This window comes from Streptomyces sp. NPDC003247, assembly GCF_042888135.1.
Lineage (GTDB): Bacteria > Actinomycetota > Actinomycetes > Streptomycetales > Streptomycetaceae > Streptomyces.
Genome location: NZ_JBIAPF010000001.1, coordinates 1005961 through 1023037, shown reverse-complemented (window position 1 = coordinate 1023037; position 17077 = coordinate 1005961). Strand labels below are relative to the sequence as shown.

The 17077-nt window shown below is 70.4% G+C and carries 16 protein-coding genes and 1 pseudogene; 9 read left to right on the top strand and 8 right to left on the bottom strand.

The annotated features are described in order from the left end of the window. Positions 1-62 precede the first annotated feature (62 nt). The 8 genes and pseudogenes from ACFYWQ_RS04310 to ACFYWQ_RS04275 all read left to right on the top strand — a co-directional run bounded on the left by ACFYWQ_RS04310 (position 63) and on the right by ACFYWQ_RS04275 (position 8003). Positions 63-437 carry a DUF6507 family protein gene (locus ACFYWQ_RS04310; protein WP_389512636.1) on the top strand — a complete coding sequence of 125 codons (375 nt, stop codon included), beginning with the start codon at positions 63-65 and terminating at the stop codon, positions 435-437. Further along, positions 434-2542, top strand: coding sequence for a hypothetical protein (locus tag ACFYWQ_RS04305; RefSeq protein WP_389512633.1), 2109 nt, complete (start codon positions 434-436; stop codon positions 2540-2542). The genes ACFYWQ_RS04310 and ACFYWQ_RS04305 overlap by 4 nt, the downstream gene beginning before the upstream one ends. 22 nt (positions 2543-2564) lie before the next feature. Further along, the gene (locus tag ACFYWQ_RS04300; protein WP_389512631.1) at positions 2565-3155 is read left to right on the top strand and encodes a pentapeptide repeat-containing protein; all 591 of its coding nucleotides are present in this window, start codon (positions 2565-2567) and stop codon (positions 3153-3155) included. Positions 3156-3197: 42 nt separating this feature from the next. Beyond that, a complete protein-coding gene (locus tag ACFYWQ_RS04295; protein WP_389512629.1) occupies positions 3198-4592 on the top strand; it encodes a DUF6177 family protein in 1395 nt (464 codons plus the stop codon). A gap of 371 nt (positions 4593-4963) precedes the next feature. After that, the gene (locus ACFYWQ_RS04290) at positions 4964-5323 is read left to right on the top strand and encodes a hypothetical protein (protein ID WP_385062543.1); all 360 of its coding nucleotides are present in this window, start codon (positions 4964-4966) and stop codon (positions 5321-5323) included. Positions 5324-5536: 213 nt separating this feature from the next. Beyond that, positions 5537-5754, top strand: a pseudogene (locus ACFYWQ_RS04285) (sugar phosphate isomerase/epimerase); the annotation flags it as partial. Between the two features lie 96 nt (positions 5755-5850). Further along, positions 5851-7245 carry an AAA family ATPase gene (locus tag ACFYWQ_RS04280; RefSeq protein WP_389512627.1) on the top strand — a complete coding sequence of 465 codons (1395 nt, stop codon included), beginning with the start codon at positions 5851-5853 and terminating at the stop codon, positions 7243-7245. Further along, positions 7242-8003 carry an HNH endonuclease gene (locus tag ACFYWQ_RS04275; RefSeq protein ID WP_389512625.1) on the top strand — a complete coding sequence of 254 codons (762 nt, stop codon included), beginning with the start codon at positions 7242-7244 and terminating at the stop codon, positions 8001-8003. Before ACFYWQ_RS04280 ends, ACFYWQ_RS04275 begins: the two co-directional genes overlap by 4 nt. Here ACFYWQ_RS04275 and ACFYWQ_RS04270 read toward each other — a convergent pair. Beyond that, positions 7993-8217, bottom strand: a complete 225-nt coding sequence (locus ACFYWQ_RS04270; RefSeq protein WP_389512623.1) for a DUF397 domain-containing protein — start codon at positions 8215-8217, stop codon at positions 7993-7995. The genes ACFYWQ_RS04275 and ACFYWQ_RS04270 overlap by 11 nt on opposite strands. Then, complete coding sequence (locus ACFYWQ_RS04265) at positions 8204-9028, bottom strand: Scr1 family TA system antitoxin-like transcriptional regulator (RefSeq protein WP_389512622.1); 825 nt, start codon at positions 9026-9028, stop codon at positions 8204-8206. Before ACFYWQ_RS04265 ends, ACFYWQ_RS04270 begins: the two co-directional genes overlap by 14 nt. Before the next feature lie 271 nt (positions 9029-9299). Here ACFYWQ_RS04265 and ACFYWQ_RS04260 point away from each other — a divergent pair, with 271 nt between their 5' ends. Further along, complete coding sequence (locus ACFYWQ_RS04260; RefSeq protein WP_389512620.1) at positions 9300-9647, top strand: hypothetical protein; 348 nt, start codon at positions 9300-9302, stop codon at positions 9645-9647. A 27-nt stretch (positions 9648-9674) separates the two neighbouring features. Here ACFYWQ_RS04260 and ACFYWQ_RS04255 read toward each other — a convergent pair whose 3' ends face one another. The 6 genes from ACFYWQ_RS04255 to ACFYWQ_RS04230 form a co-directional block, all read right to left on the bottom strand. Next, a complete protein-coding gene (locus tag ACFYWQ_RS04255) occupies positions 9675-10892 on the bottom strand; it encodes an esterase/lipase family protein (protein ID WP_389512619.1) in 1218 nt (405 codons plus the stop codon). A 287-nt stretch (positions 10893-11179) separates the two neighbouring features. Beyond that, positions 11180-11569: a D-ribose pyranase gene (rbsD, locus tag ACFYWQ_RS04250; RefSeq protein ID WP_389512617.1), complete on the bottom strand. Its 390-nt coding sequence runs from the start codon at positions 11567-11569 to the stop codon at positions 11180-11182. Further along, positions 11566-12468, bottom strand: coding sequence for a ribokinase (locus tag ACFYWQ_RS04245; protein WP_389512616.1), 903 nt, complete (start codon positions 12466-12468; stop codon positions 11566-11568). The genes rbsD and ACFYWQ_RS04245 overlap by 4 nt, the downstream gene beginning before the upstream one ends. 84 nt (positions 12469-12552) lie before the next feature. Then, the gene (locus ACFYWQ_RS04240; RefSeq protein WP_389512614.1) at positions 12553-14499 is read right to left on the bottom strand and encodes a substrate-binding domain-containing protein; all 1947 of its coding nucleotides are present in this window, start codon (positions 14497-14499) and stop codon (positions 12553-12555) included. Then, positions 14489-16015, bottom strand: a complete 1527-nt coding sequence (locus tag ACFYWQ_RS04235; RefSeq protein ID WP_389512613.1) for a sugar ABC transporter ATP-binding protein — start codon at positions 16013-16015, stop codon at positions 14489-14491. The genes ACFYWQ_RS04240 and ACFYWQ_RS04235 overlap by 11 nt, the downstream gene beginning before the upstream one ends. Continuing rightward, positions 16012-17028, bottom strand: a complete 1017-nt coding sequence (locus ACFYWQ_RS04230; RefSeq protein ID WP_389512611.1) for a LacI family DNA-binding transcriptional regulator — start codon at positions 17026-17028, stop codon at positions 16012-16014. Before ACFYWQ_RS04230 ends, ACFYWQ_RS04235 begins: the two co-directional genes overlap by 4 nt. Between the last annotated feature and the right edge of the window lie 49 nt (positions 17029-17077).

Genomic DNA, 17077 nt, shown 5'->3' with positions numbered 1-17077 from the left:
GCAACCGCTCATGCGATAATACGTTCGACGTGCGGCGGACATCACAGGCAACGGGGAGCGGTGTGACGGGCTGGGACATCGACGTCGTCGGGGTGCGCGGCGTGCTTCAGAACACGGGCACGGCGGCGAAGAACCTGTCGGACACGGGCCAGGCGATGCAGGGGAACCTGGAGGAGGCGGCCTCGGCGGCGGGGACGATCACCAGCCAGTACGGGCCGTACAGCAGCACGGCCGGGCTGGTGGGGGCGGCACTGGGCGAGTTCCTCCAGCACTGGAGCCATGATCTCCTGTACTTGGCGGAACGCGCGGCCAAGTCCCTGAACGGCGCCGCGGAGGCCACCGGGCACTATGTCGAGGGCGACCTGGCGATGGCGGCCACGGCGCAACGGGAAGCGGCCAAGGAGTCGAAGGTCGACCTGCCGGGGGCCGGTAAGTGAGCGACGGGGCAACGCTGATCGACCCGTCCGGAATACCGCACTTCATCGGGGACCTGTCCACCCTGGACACCGACGTGATGTTGCTGACTGCGAACGCGGCCCAGTTCCGGGCGTCCGGCGCGGACGTGCACACCACCTTCCAGGGCCTGTCCGCCGTCTACCGGGCCCCGGAGGCCGGCGATCTGCTGTCCTCCACGCAGCCGGTGAAGGCGAAGGCGGACGCGTTCGCCGACGACCTGGAGAAGGTGGCCTCGGCGCTGTCCGACTACGGCGCCGAGGTCCAGCCCCTCATAGACCGGTTGGCGACGCTCAAGGTGGACGCCACGGCGTTCGTCCAGTCGCTGTCCGGGGACGACGACTGGCGCGAGGACCAGGACAAGGTCGACCGCAACAACGAACTCTGGCGGGACGTCAACCACACGGTCGCCGCCTTCCAGGCCGCCGAACGCGCCTGCCACAACAAGATCACCGCCTTGGTCGGCGGCTCGAAGACCACCGTCGACGACGGCTCGCACGGCGAGCACATGTACGGCTACCGCGCCGACGACCTGGACCACGCGCCGGAGACGCCGTGGGGCGCCCCGGCGGAGCGGGAGTACGAGGGCTGGGAGTGGCTGACCCACGAGGCCGGACAGGTCTGGGACGGCTTCTGGACCGACGGCGTGATGGCCACCGTGCACGGGGTGGGGACCCTGTTCGGCGCGGACGGCTCGGACGCGGCGGGCGAGGCGTGGAAGAGCCTGGCCCAGCTCGCCACGGCGTCGGCCCTGACCAGCGCCACCCTGGGCAGCTGGTGGCTGCTGCCGGAGGAGAAGCTCCCCTCCTGGCTGCGGGACTCCCGCACCGCCTACCAGCAGACCGTCAAGGGCCTTGTCGCCTGGGACACCTGGAAGACCAACCCGTCCCGCGCCGCCGGTGCCGTCACCTTCAACGTACTGACGGCCCTGGGCACCGAGGGCACGGGCGCGGCGGCATCCGGCGCCGCCAAGACGTCCGCGGCGGCCCGTGCCCTGTCGGCCGCGGGCAAGGTGGGCCGGGCCGTCGACCCGTTCACGTACGTCGGCAAGGCGGGCACCTTCGCCCTCGGCAAGGTCGGGGACGCCTTCGGCACCCTCAGGAGACTGGACTCCGGCGCCACACTCGACCTGCTCCGACAGGCCGACGCCGTACGGTCCCCCGAGATCCCCGACAACGCCATCCCCTACGTCGACGACGCCACCGGCAGGATCGTCTACCTCACCGACGAGGGCCACCTCCTCAACGCGGACGGCACCCTCCACCAGCACACGTCGGAAGCCGTGCACGAAGCCTCCGCCGGTGATCGCTCCGCCCTGGAAGCCGCTGAGCGATCCGCCGGGGAACGTCAGGGGGCCCATGCTCACGTGGGGTCTGCCTCGATCGGCGACGGCAGCCATGGGCCGGACACGGGTGCTTCCCGCTCTGATCCCCCGGCTGGGGCCATGACCAACCCTGGCCATGGGATAGGGGCGGAGGTCCACCCCGTCGGCGGTACCGGAGCGGACCGTGGTAACTCCATCGGTGAGGGCCACGGAACTCACGACACGTCCACTGGACATGGCGCCCCGGATGGCGACGGAAACACACCGCCCACAGAGCTGACCCCCGCTGAGCGGACCCTCCATGACGAGCACCTTCACGAACTTGCGGAGCGCTATCGTGAGGACTTCGACGAGATGAAACACGATCCCGATCACAAGGGTAAGATCAAACCGTCGGAGATGGACGAAGCGAGAGTGGCGATCGATCTGCGTGAGTCCGGAAGACTTCCCGCCGATATTCAGCGGCCGCCCGGAGCGGACCAGGGGGATCTTTACTCGCCCAGCACCGGAACTTTCTATGACATCAAGGGTGTCCATTCCGATTGGCCGCCGCTGAACGATGTCCGTGACAAATCGCTCCCGTTCAAGGGGGCATATGACCCGGCGAACAACAAAACGTGGGTAGTGAAGCTCAGAAAGCAGATCGAGGTTCGAGGCCGTGTGGTCATCCTCGACATGCGCAACGCGAATCAGGCGGCAATCGACGATGTGAGGGCGATTGTCGAGAACAACGGTTGGAGTGATCGAGTTGTCTGGTATCCGTGACGTACGCCGGAGTGTGCGTGCGATGCCCGCGGATCCCGATGCTGCTGCCGAGCTGCGGTCGTGGTCCGGGCAGGAGGACACTACTGTCGACCTGTCCGGCCTCGACGCCTCTGGAGTCGATCTCACCGACGCCGACCTGGGCATGGGGCTTTTCAGTGAAAGCCGTCTCGTCGATGCCGTCCTGGTCGGAACCGACCTGTACCGCGCGCACCTGGAAAACGCGGTTCTGGAACGGGCCGACCTCAGTCGTTCCTCTCTTGTGAAGGCCGTACTGGATGGAGCCAGCCTGCGGTCCGCTGTGCTCATCGAGGCTGATCTGGGAAGCGCCGACCTGGCCGACGTCGACGCGCGCTCGGCGTCATTCCGTGCTGCGCGCCTCAACGGAGCCACGTTTGTCGACGTACACCTCGAGGGTGCTGATCTGAGCGACGCATCGGTGGCACAGACGTCATTTGAGGTATTTCTCGACGAACACACTGCCGTATGCGGTCTTTCCGGCACCGTGTATGGTCCGGCGCGCGTTGACGAGGACGGTTCGCACCGTGAATTGGCGGGCCGCGATCTGGAGTCATGGCTCAACAGCCGCGGTGCGTCCGTCCAGGTCCTGAATTAGTCCGCAGCGATGACCTGCGTCTGATCCGATGGAGGCACCCATATGTCCGCAGACGTCATCGTCCTCACCCCGAAGACGCCCGACCTCCGCTCCCTGCTGGCCGGACTCTTCGCGGGTGGCCCCGAGCTGGGTCTGGTGGCGGCCGACGACGGCGCCGTCCTGCGTCTGTGCGACCGCGCGGGCCGTCCCCTGGTGTCCGTCGAGGCCCCGCTCCTCGTCCACACGCCGGGCGAGGCCGAACGCCTCCTCGGGCCCGATGTGCCGGCTCCGCCGGTGCCCTACTGGTGGACGGAGATCCGTGCGTCGAGTGCCGCGCCCGAAGCGGAGGTACTCGCGCGATCGGTCGGCGGGCGGCTGACGACCCTGCTCGGCGGTGCGGTGTGGCCGCGAGGGGCGGCCACGACACGCTCGGTGGACGTGTCTGAGGAACCGGCGGCACCCGACCTGCCGGAAACCGTCGACGTCCTCACCGAGTCGACGGCCGTCGTCCTCTCCGACCGTCCCGTGCTCGCCCTCACCACCTGGCTCGCCGACATCCTGCGCACGTCCGCCACCGCCGGCCGTGCCCTCCACCTCGTCACCCCGGCCCGCGCCCGCCTCACGCTCCCGCTGCGGCGAGCGCTCGGGGGCGCGCCCAACCGGTGGGTGGTGCGGGACCCGCGCGGCGGCTACTACGACGGCCTGTCCGGCGTCCCCCTCGCCTGGCAGGGCGGTACGTTCACGCCGACCGGCGCCCCGGTCGCCGACGCCTACGGACAACCGTCCGGCGCCGGCCCGGGACATCAGCTCACCGTCACCTTCCGCACCGTCCACGCCCCGGACGCCGGCCTGACTCTCGGCCTCGGCCTGGAGACGGCCTGGCGTCACCTGACCGGCGCTCCGCCCGTCGGCTGGGGCACCGCCGAGCCGGTCAACCTGCCCTGGTCCCCGCACCAGGTGACCGACCTGGCCCGAGAACGCTCCCCGGCACCGACCCACCTCGTCGCGGCCGGCGCCCCGGACCGCCCGGCCGTCGCCACCCTCCGCGTCTCGCGTACGACGGCCGGCGTCGCCCAGGACGTCACGCTCACGGCCGGATACGCGTCCGCCGCGGACGTCCCCCTGGACGCCGTCGAGTCCCTCGCCGCGCACCTGGTCGACGAGCACCACCTCACGACGATGCTCACCACACTGCGCGCCGCCCGCGCCGACCTCACCGTCCCGCCCCTCCTGGAAGGCCCGCCCACCCCCCTCTCCTTCACCCTCGGGGCACGGGACGTGAGCGCCATCGGCCTCACCCGCGCCCTTCACGCACCCGACGGGCCGCACACCAGGCAACTCGGTTCGCGGGCGGAGCCGGCCGTGCACTACCTGCTGGGCGACGGGACCAGCACCCACTCGCGGACCGTGCTGCGGAACCTCACCGCGCATCTCCGGCGCGCTTCGACGGCATCCTGAACGGGGTTCGGGACCGCTGTGCGTCCGGGCTTCTGCCCCGCCCCGCAAGCGTTGTCCGGGCGGGGCCGTTCCATGTCCGGATCCAAAGGTGAGAGTCGTCTTTACACAGGTTTTCTTTATTGCCGCAGATCAGGGTGCGTGTAAAGGGAAACTTTCCTGTGATTCTGCTGTCTGTTCGAGTTTATCCGGGCCGTCGGGAACCGTATCTCCGCTGGTCGTGTCTGTAGGATCGGGTCCACCGCAGGGAAGAGCCGCGCGCTCGGAAATGCGTGGATTCAGCTTGCTCTGCCATGAGAGGAAGCTGAGAGAGGGATTTGTTGGATCATTCTCGAATCCCTCTCGGGAAACAGATGAAAACCAAGGAGTTTGCTATGAACGCACGTCTCGCCACCGTCTCCGTGGTGTCCGCCGCGCTGGTCGCCGCGGGCGCCGGCGCCGCCGTGGCCGCCCCGAAGGCCGCCACCCCCACCATCACGCTCCAGGCGAGCGCCCCCCAGGTCAAGGTCGGTCAGGTCGTCACGCTCTCCGGCAAGACCACCGGCCTGAAGGACGGCAGCAAGGTCACGCTCCAGACCAAGCAGGGCACCAAGTGGGTCGCCGTCGCCAAGACCGCCACGGTCAGCAAGAGCGCCTACAAGCTCACCGACAAGTTCACCAAGAAGGGCGTGCAGACCCTGCGCGTCGTGAACGGCAAGACCGCGTCCAAGGCGGTCTCCGTCACCGTCCGCTGAACCAACACCCGGCGCCGAGACCGGCGTTGAGCCCCGCGCCGACCCCGGCGTGAACCTGCCCCACCCCGTCCGATCCGGGGTGGGGCAGGCGTCCTCGGGGCGGGACAGCGGGCCCGGCGGCCCCCGTCACCTGCGGCGATTCTCCAACATCCCGGCCGCGCGGCGCACCCGTCGGGGTGCGGAGAAAAAATCCCGGGAGACCGTACGACCCCCGCCGACTGGACCACCCCCTCGCGGAGGGCGTCCTCAACGGCCGCGGCCAGATCGGCGACGTCGCGATCGACATGCGGGAGTGGAAGGCGTACGTGGAGGCGGCCGGCTACTCGGGCGCGATCGAGGTGGAGCTGTTCAACGAGGGGCTGTGGGCACGGGACGGACGGGAGGTGCCGGCCAGGACGGCCGAGCGGTTCGTCGCCCACACGCGCGGATGACGCCGGGGTGTGCCCGGCCCTGAGGCCGCACCGGGTCGGGCACACCGTCGGCCGTAGGATCGGTCGGGATACCCGAGCGAACGGATGTCGACACGCATGCACGTCAGCCGGATCAAGGTGCAGGACATCAAGTCCTTCCACGGACCCCGTCAGGTCGACCTGACCCTGACCCGCCCCGACGGCAGTCATGCCGGGTGGACGGTGCTCGCCGGGCGGAACGGCTCAGGGAAGACGACGTTGCTGCGGGCGTTGGCACTCGCGCTGAGCGGGCCGGTGGCCGCACGCGGTCTTGTCCAGGGATTCGAGAACTGGATTGCCCGAGGGGCGGATTCGGGCACTGTGGTGGCCGAGATCGTCAGGCACCAGCACTTCGACGGGTTCACTGCCTCAGGCCGGACTCTGAACACGTTCCGGGCAGGGCTGAAGTGGACGGCACCGGCGGAAGGAGTCGCGAGCCGCAAGGGCGCCCAGCCTGCGCTGGAGGAGATCAGGCACAGCGCAAAGGCGGCGAGCGCCAGTCCGGCGCAGAGAGGGCCGTGGGCCGACAACCCGGTGGGCTGGTTCTGCGCGGCCTATGGCCCGTTCCGGCGCATGGCGGGGGGCTCGGGCGAGGTGCAGCGGCTGATGCTGGCCTCCGGCCCGGTGGCCCGGCAGGCAAGCTTGTTCCACGAAGACGCGTCACTTGCCGAAGGTGTCGCCTGGCTGATCGAGCAGCACCTGCGCGCACTCGAAGGAAGGCAGGGCGCCGAGGAACTCAAGAACGCGGCGTTGGCAGTCCTCGGTGACGGACTGCTCCCGGACGGATACCGCGTGGAGGATGTCGATTCCGAGGGCCTGTGGGTCACCCGCGACGGGCAGCGCTTCCCCTTGCGGGAGATGAGCGACGGTTTCAGAACCGTCGCTGCGCTGGTCGTCGACATCCTGAAGCAGATCCACGACACCTTCGGAGACACGCCGTTCACCGCCCTGGGCGAGACCACACTGCTCCGCCTCGTCCCCGGCGTCGTCATCATCGACGAGATCGACGCACACCTGCACGTGTCCTGGCAGCGCCGTATCGGCCCGTGGCTGACCGCTCACTTCCCACACGTCCAGTTCATCGTCACCACGCACAGCCCCTACATCTGCCAGGCCGCGGATCCCGGCGGCCTGATCCGGCTGCCCGGCGTGGACGAGGCACGCCCGCCCGAGGTCATCGATCAGGACCTCTACGACCGGGTGGTGTACGGCAGTGGCGACGACGCGGTTCTCTCCGACCTGTTCGGTCTCGACACCCCCTATTCCGAGCGGGCCGAGCAGACGCGGGCGGAGTTCGTGGAGCTGGAGGCGGAGGTCTACGACGGCGCCGCGTCCGCCGAGTCGCTCGCCCGCTACCGGGAACTGAAGGAGCGGCTCGCCAGCTCGCCGTCGGCCCGTCTGGACGAGATGAATGCGCACCTCCACCGGATCGCGGAGGAGATCGCCGATGGCCCGAAGGACGAAGAGGAGTGATCCGGCTTCGGCGTGCGCTCCTGTCGTCGGTCACGACGGAACTGCTGAAGGGCTACACCGACGACATCCGGCAGCAGGCCACGGACAAGGAACGCAAGGACAGGGCGAAGGAACTCTGGGCGAACCGCCGGCAGGTCCGCCCCGCCCTCGTCGCCGGGCTTGCGGAGATGGCTCCCGGCCGCGAACGCTGCATGTACTGCGGTGACGGCCAGGGCACCGACATCGACCACTTCGAGCCGAAGAGCCTCGCTCCGCTGCGTACCTTCGACTGGCTCAACCATCTGCTCGCCTGCTCGTTCTGCAACAGCAACCAGAAGCGGAACCTCTTCCCCACCGGAGCCGACGGCAGCCCTCTGCTCGTCGACCCGACGGCCGAGGACCCCTTGGACCACCTACGGCTGGTGCTCCCGCTCGGAACGTACCGGGGCCTGACCGACCGGGGACGGGCCTGTATCGAGGTGTTCGGCCTCAACGCGAGAGCGGTCCTGGTCAAGGGACGCAGGGACGCCTACGCGACGGCCAGGCACTCCACCGAGCTGTGGCGCCTGGCCATGGACAAGGGGCAACGCGACAAGGCGAAGGAGATCGTCCGGGTCTCCTGGAACCGCCCCCTCGTCGACGTACTGGTCGCCATGTTCCACCAGTCAGGCCATCCGGCGGCCGATGACCTGTTCGCGGGGGAGGAGGAGGTCCTCGGCCTCCTCCTCGATGCCGAACTGCGGGCCGCGTTCCTGCACTTCCGGGGCCTCAGCTACTGACCCGCCCGTCCCGCACGGCCCCGACGAACGCGGCCCAGCCGCCCGCCGAGAAGACGAGCACCGGACCACTGGGTGCCTTGCTGTCACGGACGGGGACGGTGGCGTGGCCACGGGCGACTTCCAGGCAGTCGCCCTGACCGCCGCCGCTGTAGCTGGACTTGTACCACCCGGTGAGCGTGGACGAGTCGGAGACCGTGTGCTCACTGCTGACCATGTGCGTGTTCCTCCGCTGCCGCTCTGACGAGGGCCACTGACTCCTGGTGCGACAACGCGTCGCTCAGTGCTAGAGCGTAGGCCGTCTGGCTGGCTGCCACCACTGCCGGGTCATCCATCAAGTGGCCGGTGAGAAAGCCTTCGACGTAGGCCACCGGGGCAGAGTCCTCGAAGCTCATGAGGGTCAGGTAGCTCTCCATGAGGGCGTGCGCCCCGACGCCGTACGGAAGCACATGCAGCCGCACCCGCCCCGCCTCGGCCATATCCGCGATCTTGTGCAACTGCTCGGCCATGACCTCCGGACCGCCCACACAGCGCCGCAGCACGGACTCGTCGAGCAGCGTCCAGACGACCGGGTTCAACGGCCCGTCGAGAATCCGGGCACGCTTTGTTCGATTGACGACGGCTTCGTCAAGCTCCTCCGACGTGTGGTTCGGCTGGTACGCGCGGAACACGGCACGCGCGTAGCCGTCCGTCTGGAACACGCCCGGTACCAGGGAGAGCGCGAACTGCTGGATCAGGGTGGCCTGTTGCTCCAGCTCGGCCGCGGCCGCGAAGTGGTCCGCGTACTTCGACTCCAGGTCTTCCAGCCAGCGCATGAAGAACCCGTCCGTCCCCAGCGCCCGGTCGATCCGCTGTGCGTCATCCGGCTTCGGCAGCCGTCTCCCGGCCTCGAAGTGGCTGATCAGTGTGGGCGAGCACACGACCTGGTCGCCGAGTTCCTCCTGGGTGAGGCCCGCGGTGGTCCGCCGCAGCCTCAGTTCCTCGCCGTACTTCTCCCGCTGCGTGCGGGGCGTTCGAGGCTTCGTCATCCTGCCGACCCCCAACTTGACGTGTGTCGTGTCAATCCTCAGGCACTGGAAGCGTAGCGGCAGGTGACCGCACTCTGTGAGGGATTCACGACAGAGTGCAACCGAAAGAAAGCAGGTTGATGTCCGTGTTCGCCAGGTCACTCAGGCCGTTCCGGATGGTCCTCGCCCTGCGATCCAGGCGCCGCCGGGTGGAACCACCCCCGCCCGCACCCCCCAGGGCGCTCGGAGTGGGGGTCGGCTCCCTGTTCCTCCCCCGTGACGGGGGCGGAGAGTGAAGGGCGCACGGCTGCTGCCCTGGCCGACCCCCGAAGGAAAACCCTGCTACGTCGTCGGCGACGGCACGGGCCATGTCTCGCGCCTCGCCGACGAGATCGAGGGCATCCAGCTCCACATGGCCGACGAGCTCCTCCAGCACGCCGACGCGCTCCTGGCGGAGCACGGGGTGTCCAGCGGTGAACTGACGTATCTCGCCCGCCGGCTCACGGAGTCCCTGCGGGACGTCAGGCGGGTCGCGGAGAGCCGGGGAGCGCGGCTGGAGCAGGGTGACGGCGCGGCCCCGGACACGGAGGTGGGAGGCGGCGAGTGCGCCACCCCGGAAGACACCGTCCGCCCGGAGTGAGCGGGCGGACGGCGCTGCCGCGGGGGTTCAGGCGTCGAACTCCCTCATCAGCCAGGTGCACAGCTCCTCGGTCGGGAGGGTGTGCGGTGTCGTGGTCGACGAACAGAGGAACGCGTGCAACCCGCTGTCGGAGGGGTCCAGTTCGTCGACCCGCGCGTACAGGTCCCGCTGGTTCTCGAAGTCGCCGATGTCGACCGCGCTGACCGAGGGCACGAAACAGATCTCCGGGTGGTGCAGCTCGGTCTGGCCCTTCTTCTCCCTGATCGCCTCGTCGAGGATCCCGTACGTCCGGAGGGTGCCGCCCGGAGCGCCGTCCAGCTCCGGGAAGCCCTCGGTCGTGATCGTCTTCTCGGCCGGCGGGACGAGCCGGCGAAGGTAGGCGGACGTCGCGTCGCCCTGGGCCTGGATGTAGAAGGTGGTGCCGCCGAAGAGCGTCAGCAGCCGCAGCGCGACGTCGCCGGGGTTGACGGAGGGCAGTCCGACGCCGTCGGCCCGGCCGTTGGCCACACCGATCCGCCGTGGGATCTGCGGCCAGTTGCCGACCCGGTCGAGCTCGTCCAGCAGCGCCTTGCGCTCCGGGGCCACGTCGATCTTCCCCGTGGCGTTGTCGTAGTGCCGCCAGAGCATCTCCCGCGCCGCCGGGCTGTTCATCTGGAGCGCGAACTCGTTCTGGCCGAACGGGTACAGCATGTACGAGAACGCCTGGACGCCCATGGGGATGGTGGCGCCCCGGTGCGGGGTGTCGAACGAGAAGTACACGCCCGTCTGGTGCTCGTCCTCGTGGAAGTCGGTCTCCATCCGGGCGAGCGTGTAGCGGGTGATGAGGCCGCCCATGCTGAAGCCGCCGACGATCAGCCGCTCGTTTCCGTCGCGGCATTCGATGGCCTTGCGGATGGTGGCCTCGGCCGCCTTCGAGTTCTCCAGGATGGACGCGGTGCGCTCGTCGAAGCCGAGCAGGATCACGTCCCGGCCGCTCCGGCGGAGTTCGCTGATGAAGGGATAGTCCTCGCCTTCCAGGAACCGGTAGAGCTTGTCGAGTTCGCTCCTGCCGTGGTTGAAGCCGTCGGCGATGATCACCGGCTGGGTGAGGCGGCGCTCCTCACCGGCGTAGAAGACCCAGGCGAAGCCCTTGTCGATGTCCTGGTCCCACACGTCGTGATCGGGGACGTCGATCGGGTGGGTGGGTGCGGCGAGCGGATCGCCGATCCCGATCGGGCCGATCTCGCGCTCGGTCGTCTCGGACATGGTCGTACTCCTTGGGGGAGGGGGAGGGGACGACCACATCATGAGTCACATGTCGGGCATATCGCCCGTCGGGAAATTTCCTGAAGCCGTGCAACCCTTCCCGTCCTCCGTGTGTCGTACAGGGCGTCGGGACTCTTGGAGGGGGATCCGGGGGGATCTCAGGGGGTTTCGACAGGGGGAGGGGGAAAGCCGAGGGGCCTGGTCGACGGACCGGGCCCCTCGAAGCATGTCGCGGCGGTTCAGCAGGTCAGCGATTCAGCAGGTCAGCGGTTCAGCAGGTCGGCGAGTCAGAAGAACACCCCGCACCGCAGCAGCACGTTCGCGTACGGCCGTGCCTCGCCCGTGCGGACCACCAGCCGCGCGCCCGCCGACAGCGCCTTCAGTTCTTCGTGCGAGACATACGCCAACCGGGTGAAGTGCCGCTCCAGCAGCCCCGCCGCCGCGGGATTGGCCTCCCGGACCTCGGTGGCCGCCGTGGCGCCCTCCACGACCAGTTCGGCGAGCAGCCCGTCCACCACCTCCGCGAACGACGGCACCCCCGCCCGGAACGCGAGGTCGACCACCCGCGGCCCGTCCGGGATCGGCATACCGGCGTCGCACACCAGCACCCCGTCCCCGTGCCCCAACTCGGCCAGCGCCCCGGACAGCTGTCGGTTGAGGATCCCGGCCTTCTTCACAGGGCCTCGACCTCCTCCGGCGTGGGGAACGACTCCTGCGCGCCCCGCCGGGTCACCGCCACCGCCCCCACCCGTGCCGCGTACGCCGCCGCCTCCGCGAGCGACGCGCCCGCGCCCAGCCTCCACGCCAGCGCCGCCGTGAAGGAGTCACCCGCGCCCGTCGTGTCCACGGCGTCCACCTTCACCGACGGGATCCGTACGACCCCCTCCGCCGACGCCACCAGCGAGCCCTCCGCGCCCAGCGTCACCACCACCGACCTCGGCCCCTCGGCGAGCAGGACCCGCGCCCAGTCCTCGGGTTCCCCGCTCACCCCCGTCCCGCCCAGGATCACCTTGGCCTCGTGCTCGTTGACGATCAGCGGGTCGCAGGCCGCCAGCACCTCCGCCGGCAGCACCCGCGGCGGGGAGGGGTTCAGGACGAAACGGGTGCCCGGCGCCAGGTTCCGTACGACCTCCACGACCGTCTCCAGCGGGATCTCCAGCTGCGCCGACACCACCCGCGAGGTGTGGAGGAGGCCGGCCGCGGCCCGCACGTCCTCCGGTGTCAGCCGGCCGTTCGCGCCCGGTGACACCACGATGCTGTTGTCGCCCGACGGGTCCACGGTGATCAGCGCGACCCCGGTCGGCGCCCCGCCCACCAGCACACCCGCCGTGTCGACCCCGGCGGCCCGCTGCGAGTCGAGCAGCAGCCGGCCGTGGGCGTCGTCGCCGACCCGGGCCAACAGGGCCGTACGGGCTCCGAGGCGCGCGGCGGCGACGGCCTGGTTCGCGCCCTTGCCGCCGGGGTGGACGGCCAGGTCGGAGCCGAGGACCGTCTCACCGGCGCCGGGCCTGCGCTCGACGCCGATCACCAGGTCGGCGTTGGCCGACCCTACGACCAGAAGGTCGTGGTCGTACATGAAAGAACTCCCCTGATACGTACCCTGATACGTGGCTCGGGGCGGGCGTCCCCGCCAGGGTGACCGCCCGCCCGCTCGCCGTTGTCAGCCGCTGAACCCGGCCACGTTCTCCTTCGTGACCACCTTCACCGGCACCTTCACCGTCTGCTCGACCTTCTCGCCGCGCAGCGCCTTCAGGGCGTTGTCCACGGCGATCTTCCCCAGCTGGGACGGCTGCTGCGCGACGGACGCGTAGAGCGTCCCCTGCTCGACGGCCTTGAGACCGTCGGGGGTGCCGTCGAAGCCGACGACCTGCACGGACCTTCCGGCCTTCGAGCCCAGCGCCTTGACCGCGCCGAGCGCCATCTCGTCGTTGGCGGCGACCACGCCCTGGACGTCCGGGTGGGCCTGGAGCAGGTTCGACATCACGTCGAGGCCCTTGGTGCGGTCGAAGTCGGCGGGCTGCTGGGCCAGGACCCGGATGCCGGGGTAGGCCTTCAGCCCCTTGGCGAAGCCCTCCGCCCGCTCCCGGGCCGCCGAGGTGCCCGCCTGCCCCTGGAGGATCACGATCTTCCCGGTGCCGCCGAGCCTCTCGGCGATCGTCCGTGCGGCCAGCTCGCCGCCGGCGACGTTGTCGGAGGCCACGAGGGTGTCCGCCGTCGCCTTGTTGACGCCGCGGTCGACCGCGACGACCGGGATGTCCGCCCGGTCCGCGGCGCGCACGGCCGGCCCGGCCGCGTCGGAGTCCACCGGGTTGACGACGACCGCGTCGTAGCCGGAACTGGTGAAGTTCTGGAGCTGGTTGGCCTGCTGGGAGGCGTCGTTCTGGGCGTCGGTGACCGTCAGGTCCACGCCCAGCCGCTTCGCCTCGGCCTGCGCGCCGGACTGGATCTGCACGAAGAACGGGTTGTTCAGCGTCGACAGCGCCAGCCCGACCCTCGGGTTCGCGGCCTGCGAGGAACCGCCGTGCAGCAGCGAGGTCGCACCGACGACCGCCACCGTGACCACGGCCGCGAGCCCGTACGTCACCGCCTGCCGGCCCTTGTTCCCGCCGGTGCCGGCCGCCACCGGGGTCGCCCCGGCCTTGCGGCGCACCGTGTCCAGCAGCACCGCCAGCGCGATGACGACACCGATGACGACCTGCTGCCAGAAGGCGGAGACCGACAGGAGGTTGAGGCCGTTGCGCAGCACCGCCAGGATCAGCGCGCCGATCAGCGTGCCGGACGCCTTGCCCGTCCCGCCGGCGAGCGAGGCGCCGCCGATGACGACCGCGGCGATCGCGTCCAGCTCGTAGCCGTCGGCGGCCTGCGGCTGCGCGGAGGACAGCCGGGCGGCGAGCACGACGCCCGCGACGGCCGCGAACACACCCGACAGGACGTAGACGGCGATCTTCTGCCGCCGGACGCGCAGCCCCGACAGCCGGGCCGCCTCCTCGTTGCCGCCGATGGCGTACATCGAGCGGCCGATGTACGTCCGGCCCAGCACGAACGCGGCGATCAGCCCCATGACGACCATGACCAGCACGGGCACCGGCATCCGGCCGCCGAGGGTGTCGCCGAGGTGCGAGATCGAGTCGGGGAAGGGGATCGGGGAGCCCTCGGAGATCACCAGCGACAGACCGCGGCCCACCGACAGCATCGCGAGCGTCGCGATGAACGGCGGCAGCTTCCCGTACGCGATGAGGAAACCGTTCACCAGACCGGCCGCCACGCCGGTGGCGACGGCGAGGACGACGGCGAGGACCACCGGCACCCCGTGGGACGTGGCGCTCCACGCCAGCACGGTGGCCGACAGGGCCGCCACCGAGCCGACGGACAGGTCGATGCCCGCCGAGACGATCACGAAGGTCACGCCGAAGGCGAGGATGGCGGTCACGGCCGCCTGGACACCCACGTTGAGCAGGTTGTCGGTGGTCAGGAAGTCACCCGACAGCGCCGACATGGCGATGACGAGGACGATCAGCGCGGTGAGCGCGCCGTTGTCGAGGAGCAGGCGGCGGACCGCCGCGGCGCCACCGGCGCCCGTCGTGCTCTTGAGGGTGTCAGCGGCCACGGCCGGCCTCCGCATCGGTCGTAGGGGTGGGGGAACTGACGGCGAGTGCCATCACGGCGTCCTGGGTGGCCCGGTCGGCCGGGAGTTCACCGGCGATCCGGCCCTGCGCCATCACCAGCACCCGGTCGCTCATGCCGAGCACCTCGGGCAGATCGCTGGAGATCATCAGGACGGCGGCGCCGGCGGCCGTCAGCTCGTTGATCAGCTGGTAGATCTCGACCTTGGCGCCGACGTCGATGCCGCGGGTCGGCTCGTCGAGGATCAGCACCCGGGTGTCGGCGAGCAGCCACTTGCCGATGACGACCTTCTGCTGGTTGCCGCCGGAGAGGGTGCGCACGTGCTGGTGGAGTCCGGCCATCCGCACGCCGAGCTGCCCGGCGATCCGCGCGGCGGCCGCCCGCTGGCCCTTGAGGTCGACGAGACCGGCCCGGGTGGCCGACCGCAGGGTCACCAGCCCGAGGTTCTCCGCGACGGAGGCGTCGAGCACCAGTCCCTGGCCCTTGCGGTCCTCCGGGACGAGTCCGATCCCGGCCGCCATCGCCGCGTTCACGTCGTGCCGGGGCACCTTCGCGCCCCCGACGCTCACGGCTCCCCGGTCGTACGGGTCCGCCCCGAACACCGCCCGGACGACCTCGGTACGGCCGGCGCCGACGAGCCCCGCGATGCCGACGACCTCACCGGCGTGCACCTCGAAGCTCACGTCGTGGAAGACGCCGTCGCGGGTGAGGCCCTCCACGGACAGCAGGGCGGCACCCCGGTCGGCGCGCTCGCGCGGGTACTGCTGCTCGATCGAGCGGCCCACCATCAGCCGTACGAGCTCGTCCTCGGGCGTGGAGGCGGGCACCTGGCCCACGGACTTCCCGTCCCGGATGACCGTGACCCGGTCGCCCAGGGCCGCGATCTCCTCCAGGTGATGGGTGATGAAGACGATGCCCACGCCGTCCTCGCGCAGCCTGCGCACGATCGCGAAGAGCTTCTCGACCTCCTCGGAGGTCAGCACCGCGGTCGGCTCGTCCATGATCAGCACGCGCGCGTCCAGGCTCAGCGCCTTCGCGATCTCGACCATCTGGAGCCGCGCGATGCCGAGTTCGCGCACGCGCGCGCCGGGGGACACGTCCACCCCGACCCGCTCCAGCAGGACGGCGGCGTCGGCCTCCATCCGCTTGCGGTCGATCATCCCGAAGCGGCGCGGCTGCCGGCCCAGGAAGATGTTCTCCGCGACCGTCAGATCGGGGACCAGGTTGAACTCCTGGTAGATGGTGGCGATCCCGAGGCGCTCGGCGTCCTGCGCCCCGTGGATGCGCACCTCCTCGCCGCCGGCCAGGATCCGCCCGGCGTCGGGGCGGTGGGCGCCGGAGAGCGTCTTGATGAGGGTGCTCTTGCCCGCGCCGTTCTCACCGAGCAGGACGTGCACCTCGCCCCGGCGCAGGTCGAAGTCGACGCCGTCGAGCGCGACCACACCCGGGAAGCTCTTGCGGATGCCTTCGATGCGCAGCAAGTCGTCCGCGTCGCTCACGACCGGCTCCTGTTCCTTGCGGGGTCCTCGCCGCACGAGCGGCGTACGACCAGACGGGCGGGGAGGGTGACGGACTCGCCGGGCCGGCCTTCGATGCGGTCGACGAGCGCGCGCACGGCGGCGCGCCCCAGGTCGCCCGTCGGCTGGGCGATCGCCGTGACGGGCGGATCGGTGTGCACGAACCAGCGGATGTCGTCGAACGCGGCGAGCGCGATGTCGTCGGGAACGCGCAGCCCGCGCGCGCGTACGGCGTCCAGGGCGCCCAGCGCCATCAGGTTGTCCGCGGCGAAGACCACCTCGGGCGGCTCCGGCAGGTCGAGGAAGCCCTCGGTGACCCGCCGCCCGCTCGCCGCCTGGAAGTCGCCCTGCCCGATGTAGGCGTCCGGCAGGGGCAGCCCGTACTCGGCCATCGCGGCCCGGAAGGCCTCGACGCGCTCGCTGCCGGTGGTGGTGGCGGCCGGGCCCGCGATGATGGCGAGCCTGCGGTGCCCCAGCCCGTGCAGGTGCGCGACCAGGTCCCGGACGGCCGTCCGGCCGTCCGCCCGGACCACCGGCACGTCCACGCCCGGGATCCACCGGTCGACGAAGACCATCGGCGTCCCCGCGCGCGCGGCGTCCAGCATCAGCGGCGAGCCGCCGTCGGTGGGGGAGACCAGCAGCCCGTCGATCCGGCGGTCCAGCAGGGTGCGTACGTGGTGGTCCTGGAGGTCGGGCCGTTCGTCGGCGTTGCCGATGATGACGCTGTAGCCGAGCGCGCGGGCCTCCTCCTCGACGGAGCGGGCCAGTTCGGTGAAGTAGGGGTTGAGCACGTCGCTGATGACCAGGCCGAGGGTGCGGGTCTGGTCGGTGCGCAGGGACCGGGCGACGGCGTTCGGGCGGTACTCCAGCGCCTCGACGGCGGCCAGCACGCGCGTGCGGGCGTCGGCACTGACCGACGGATGGTCGTTGAGGACCCTCGACACCGTGGCGACGGAGACGCCCGCCTCGGCAGCGACGTCCTTGATGCTCGCCATCGCCGCTCCACCTCCTCGTGGAATCGTTTACATGCGCGACAGGAAGGAT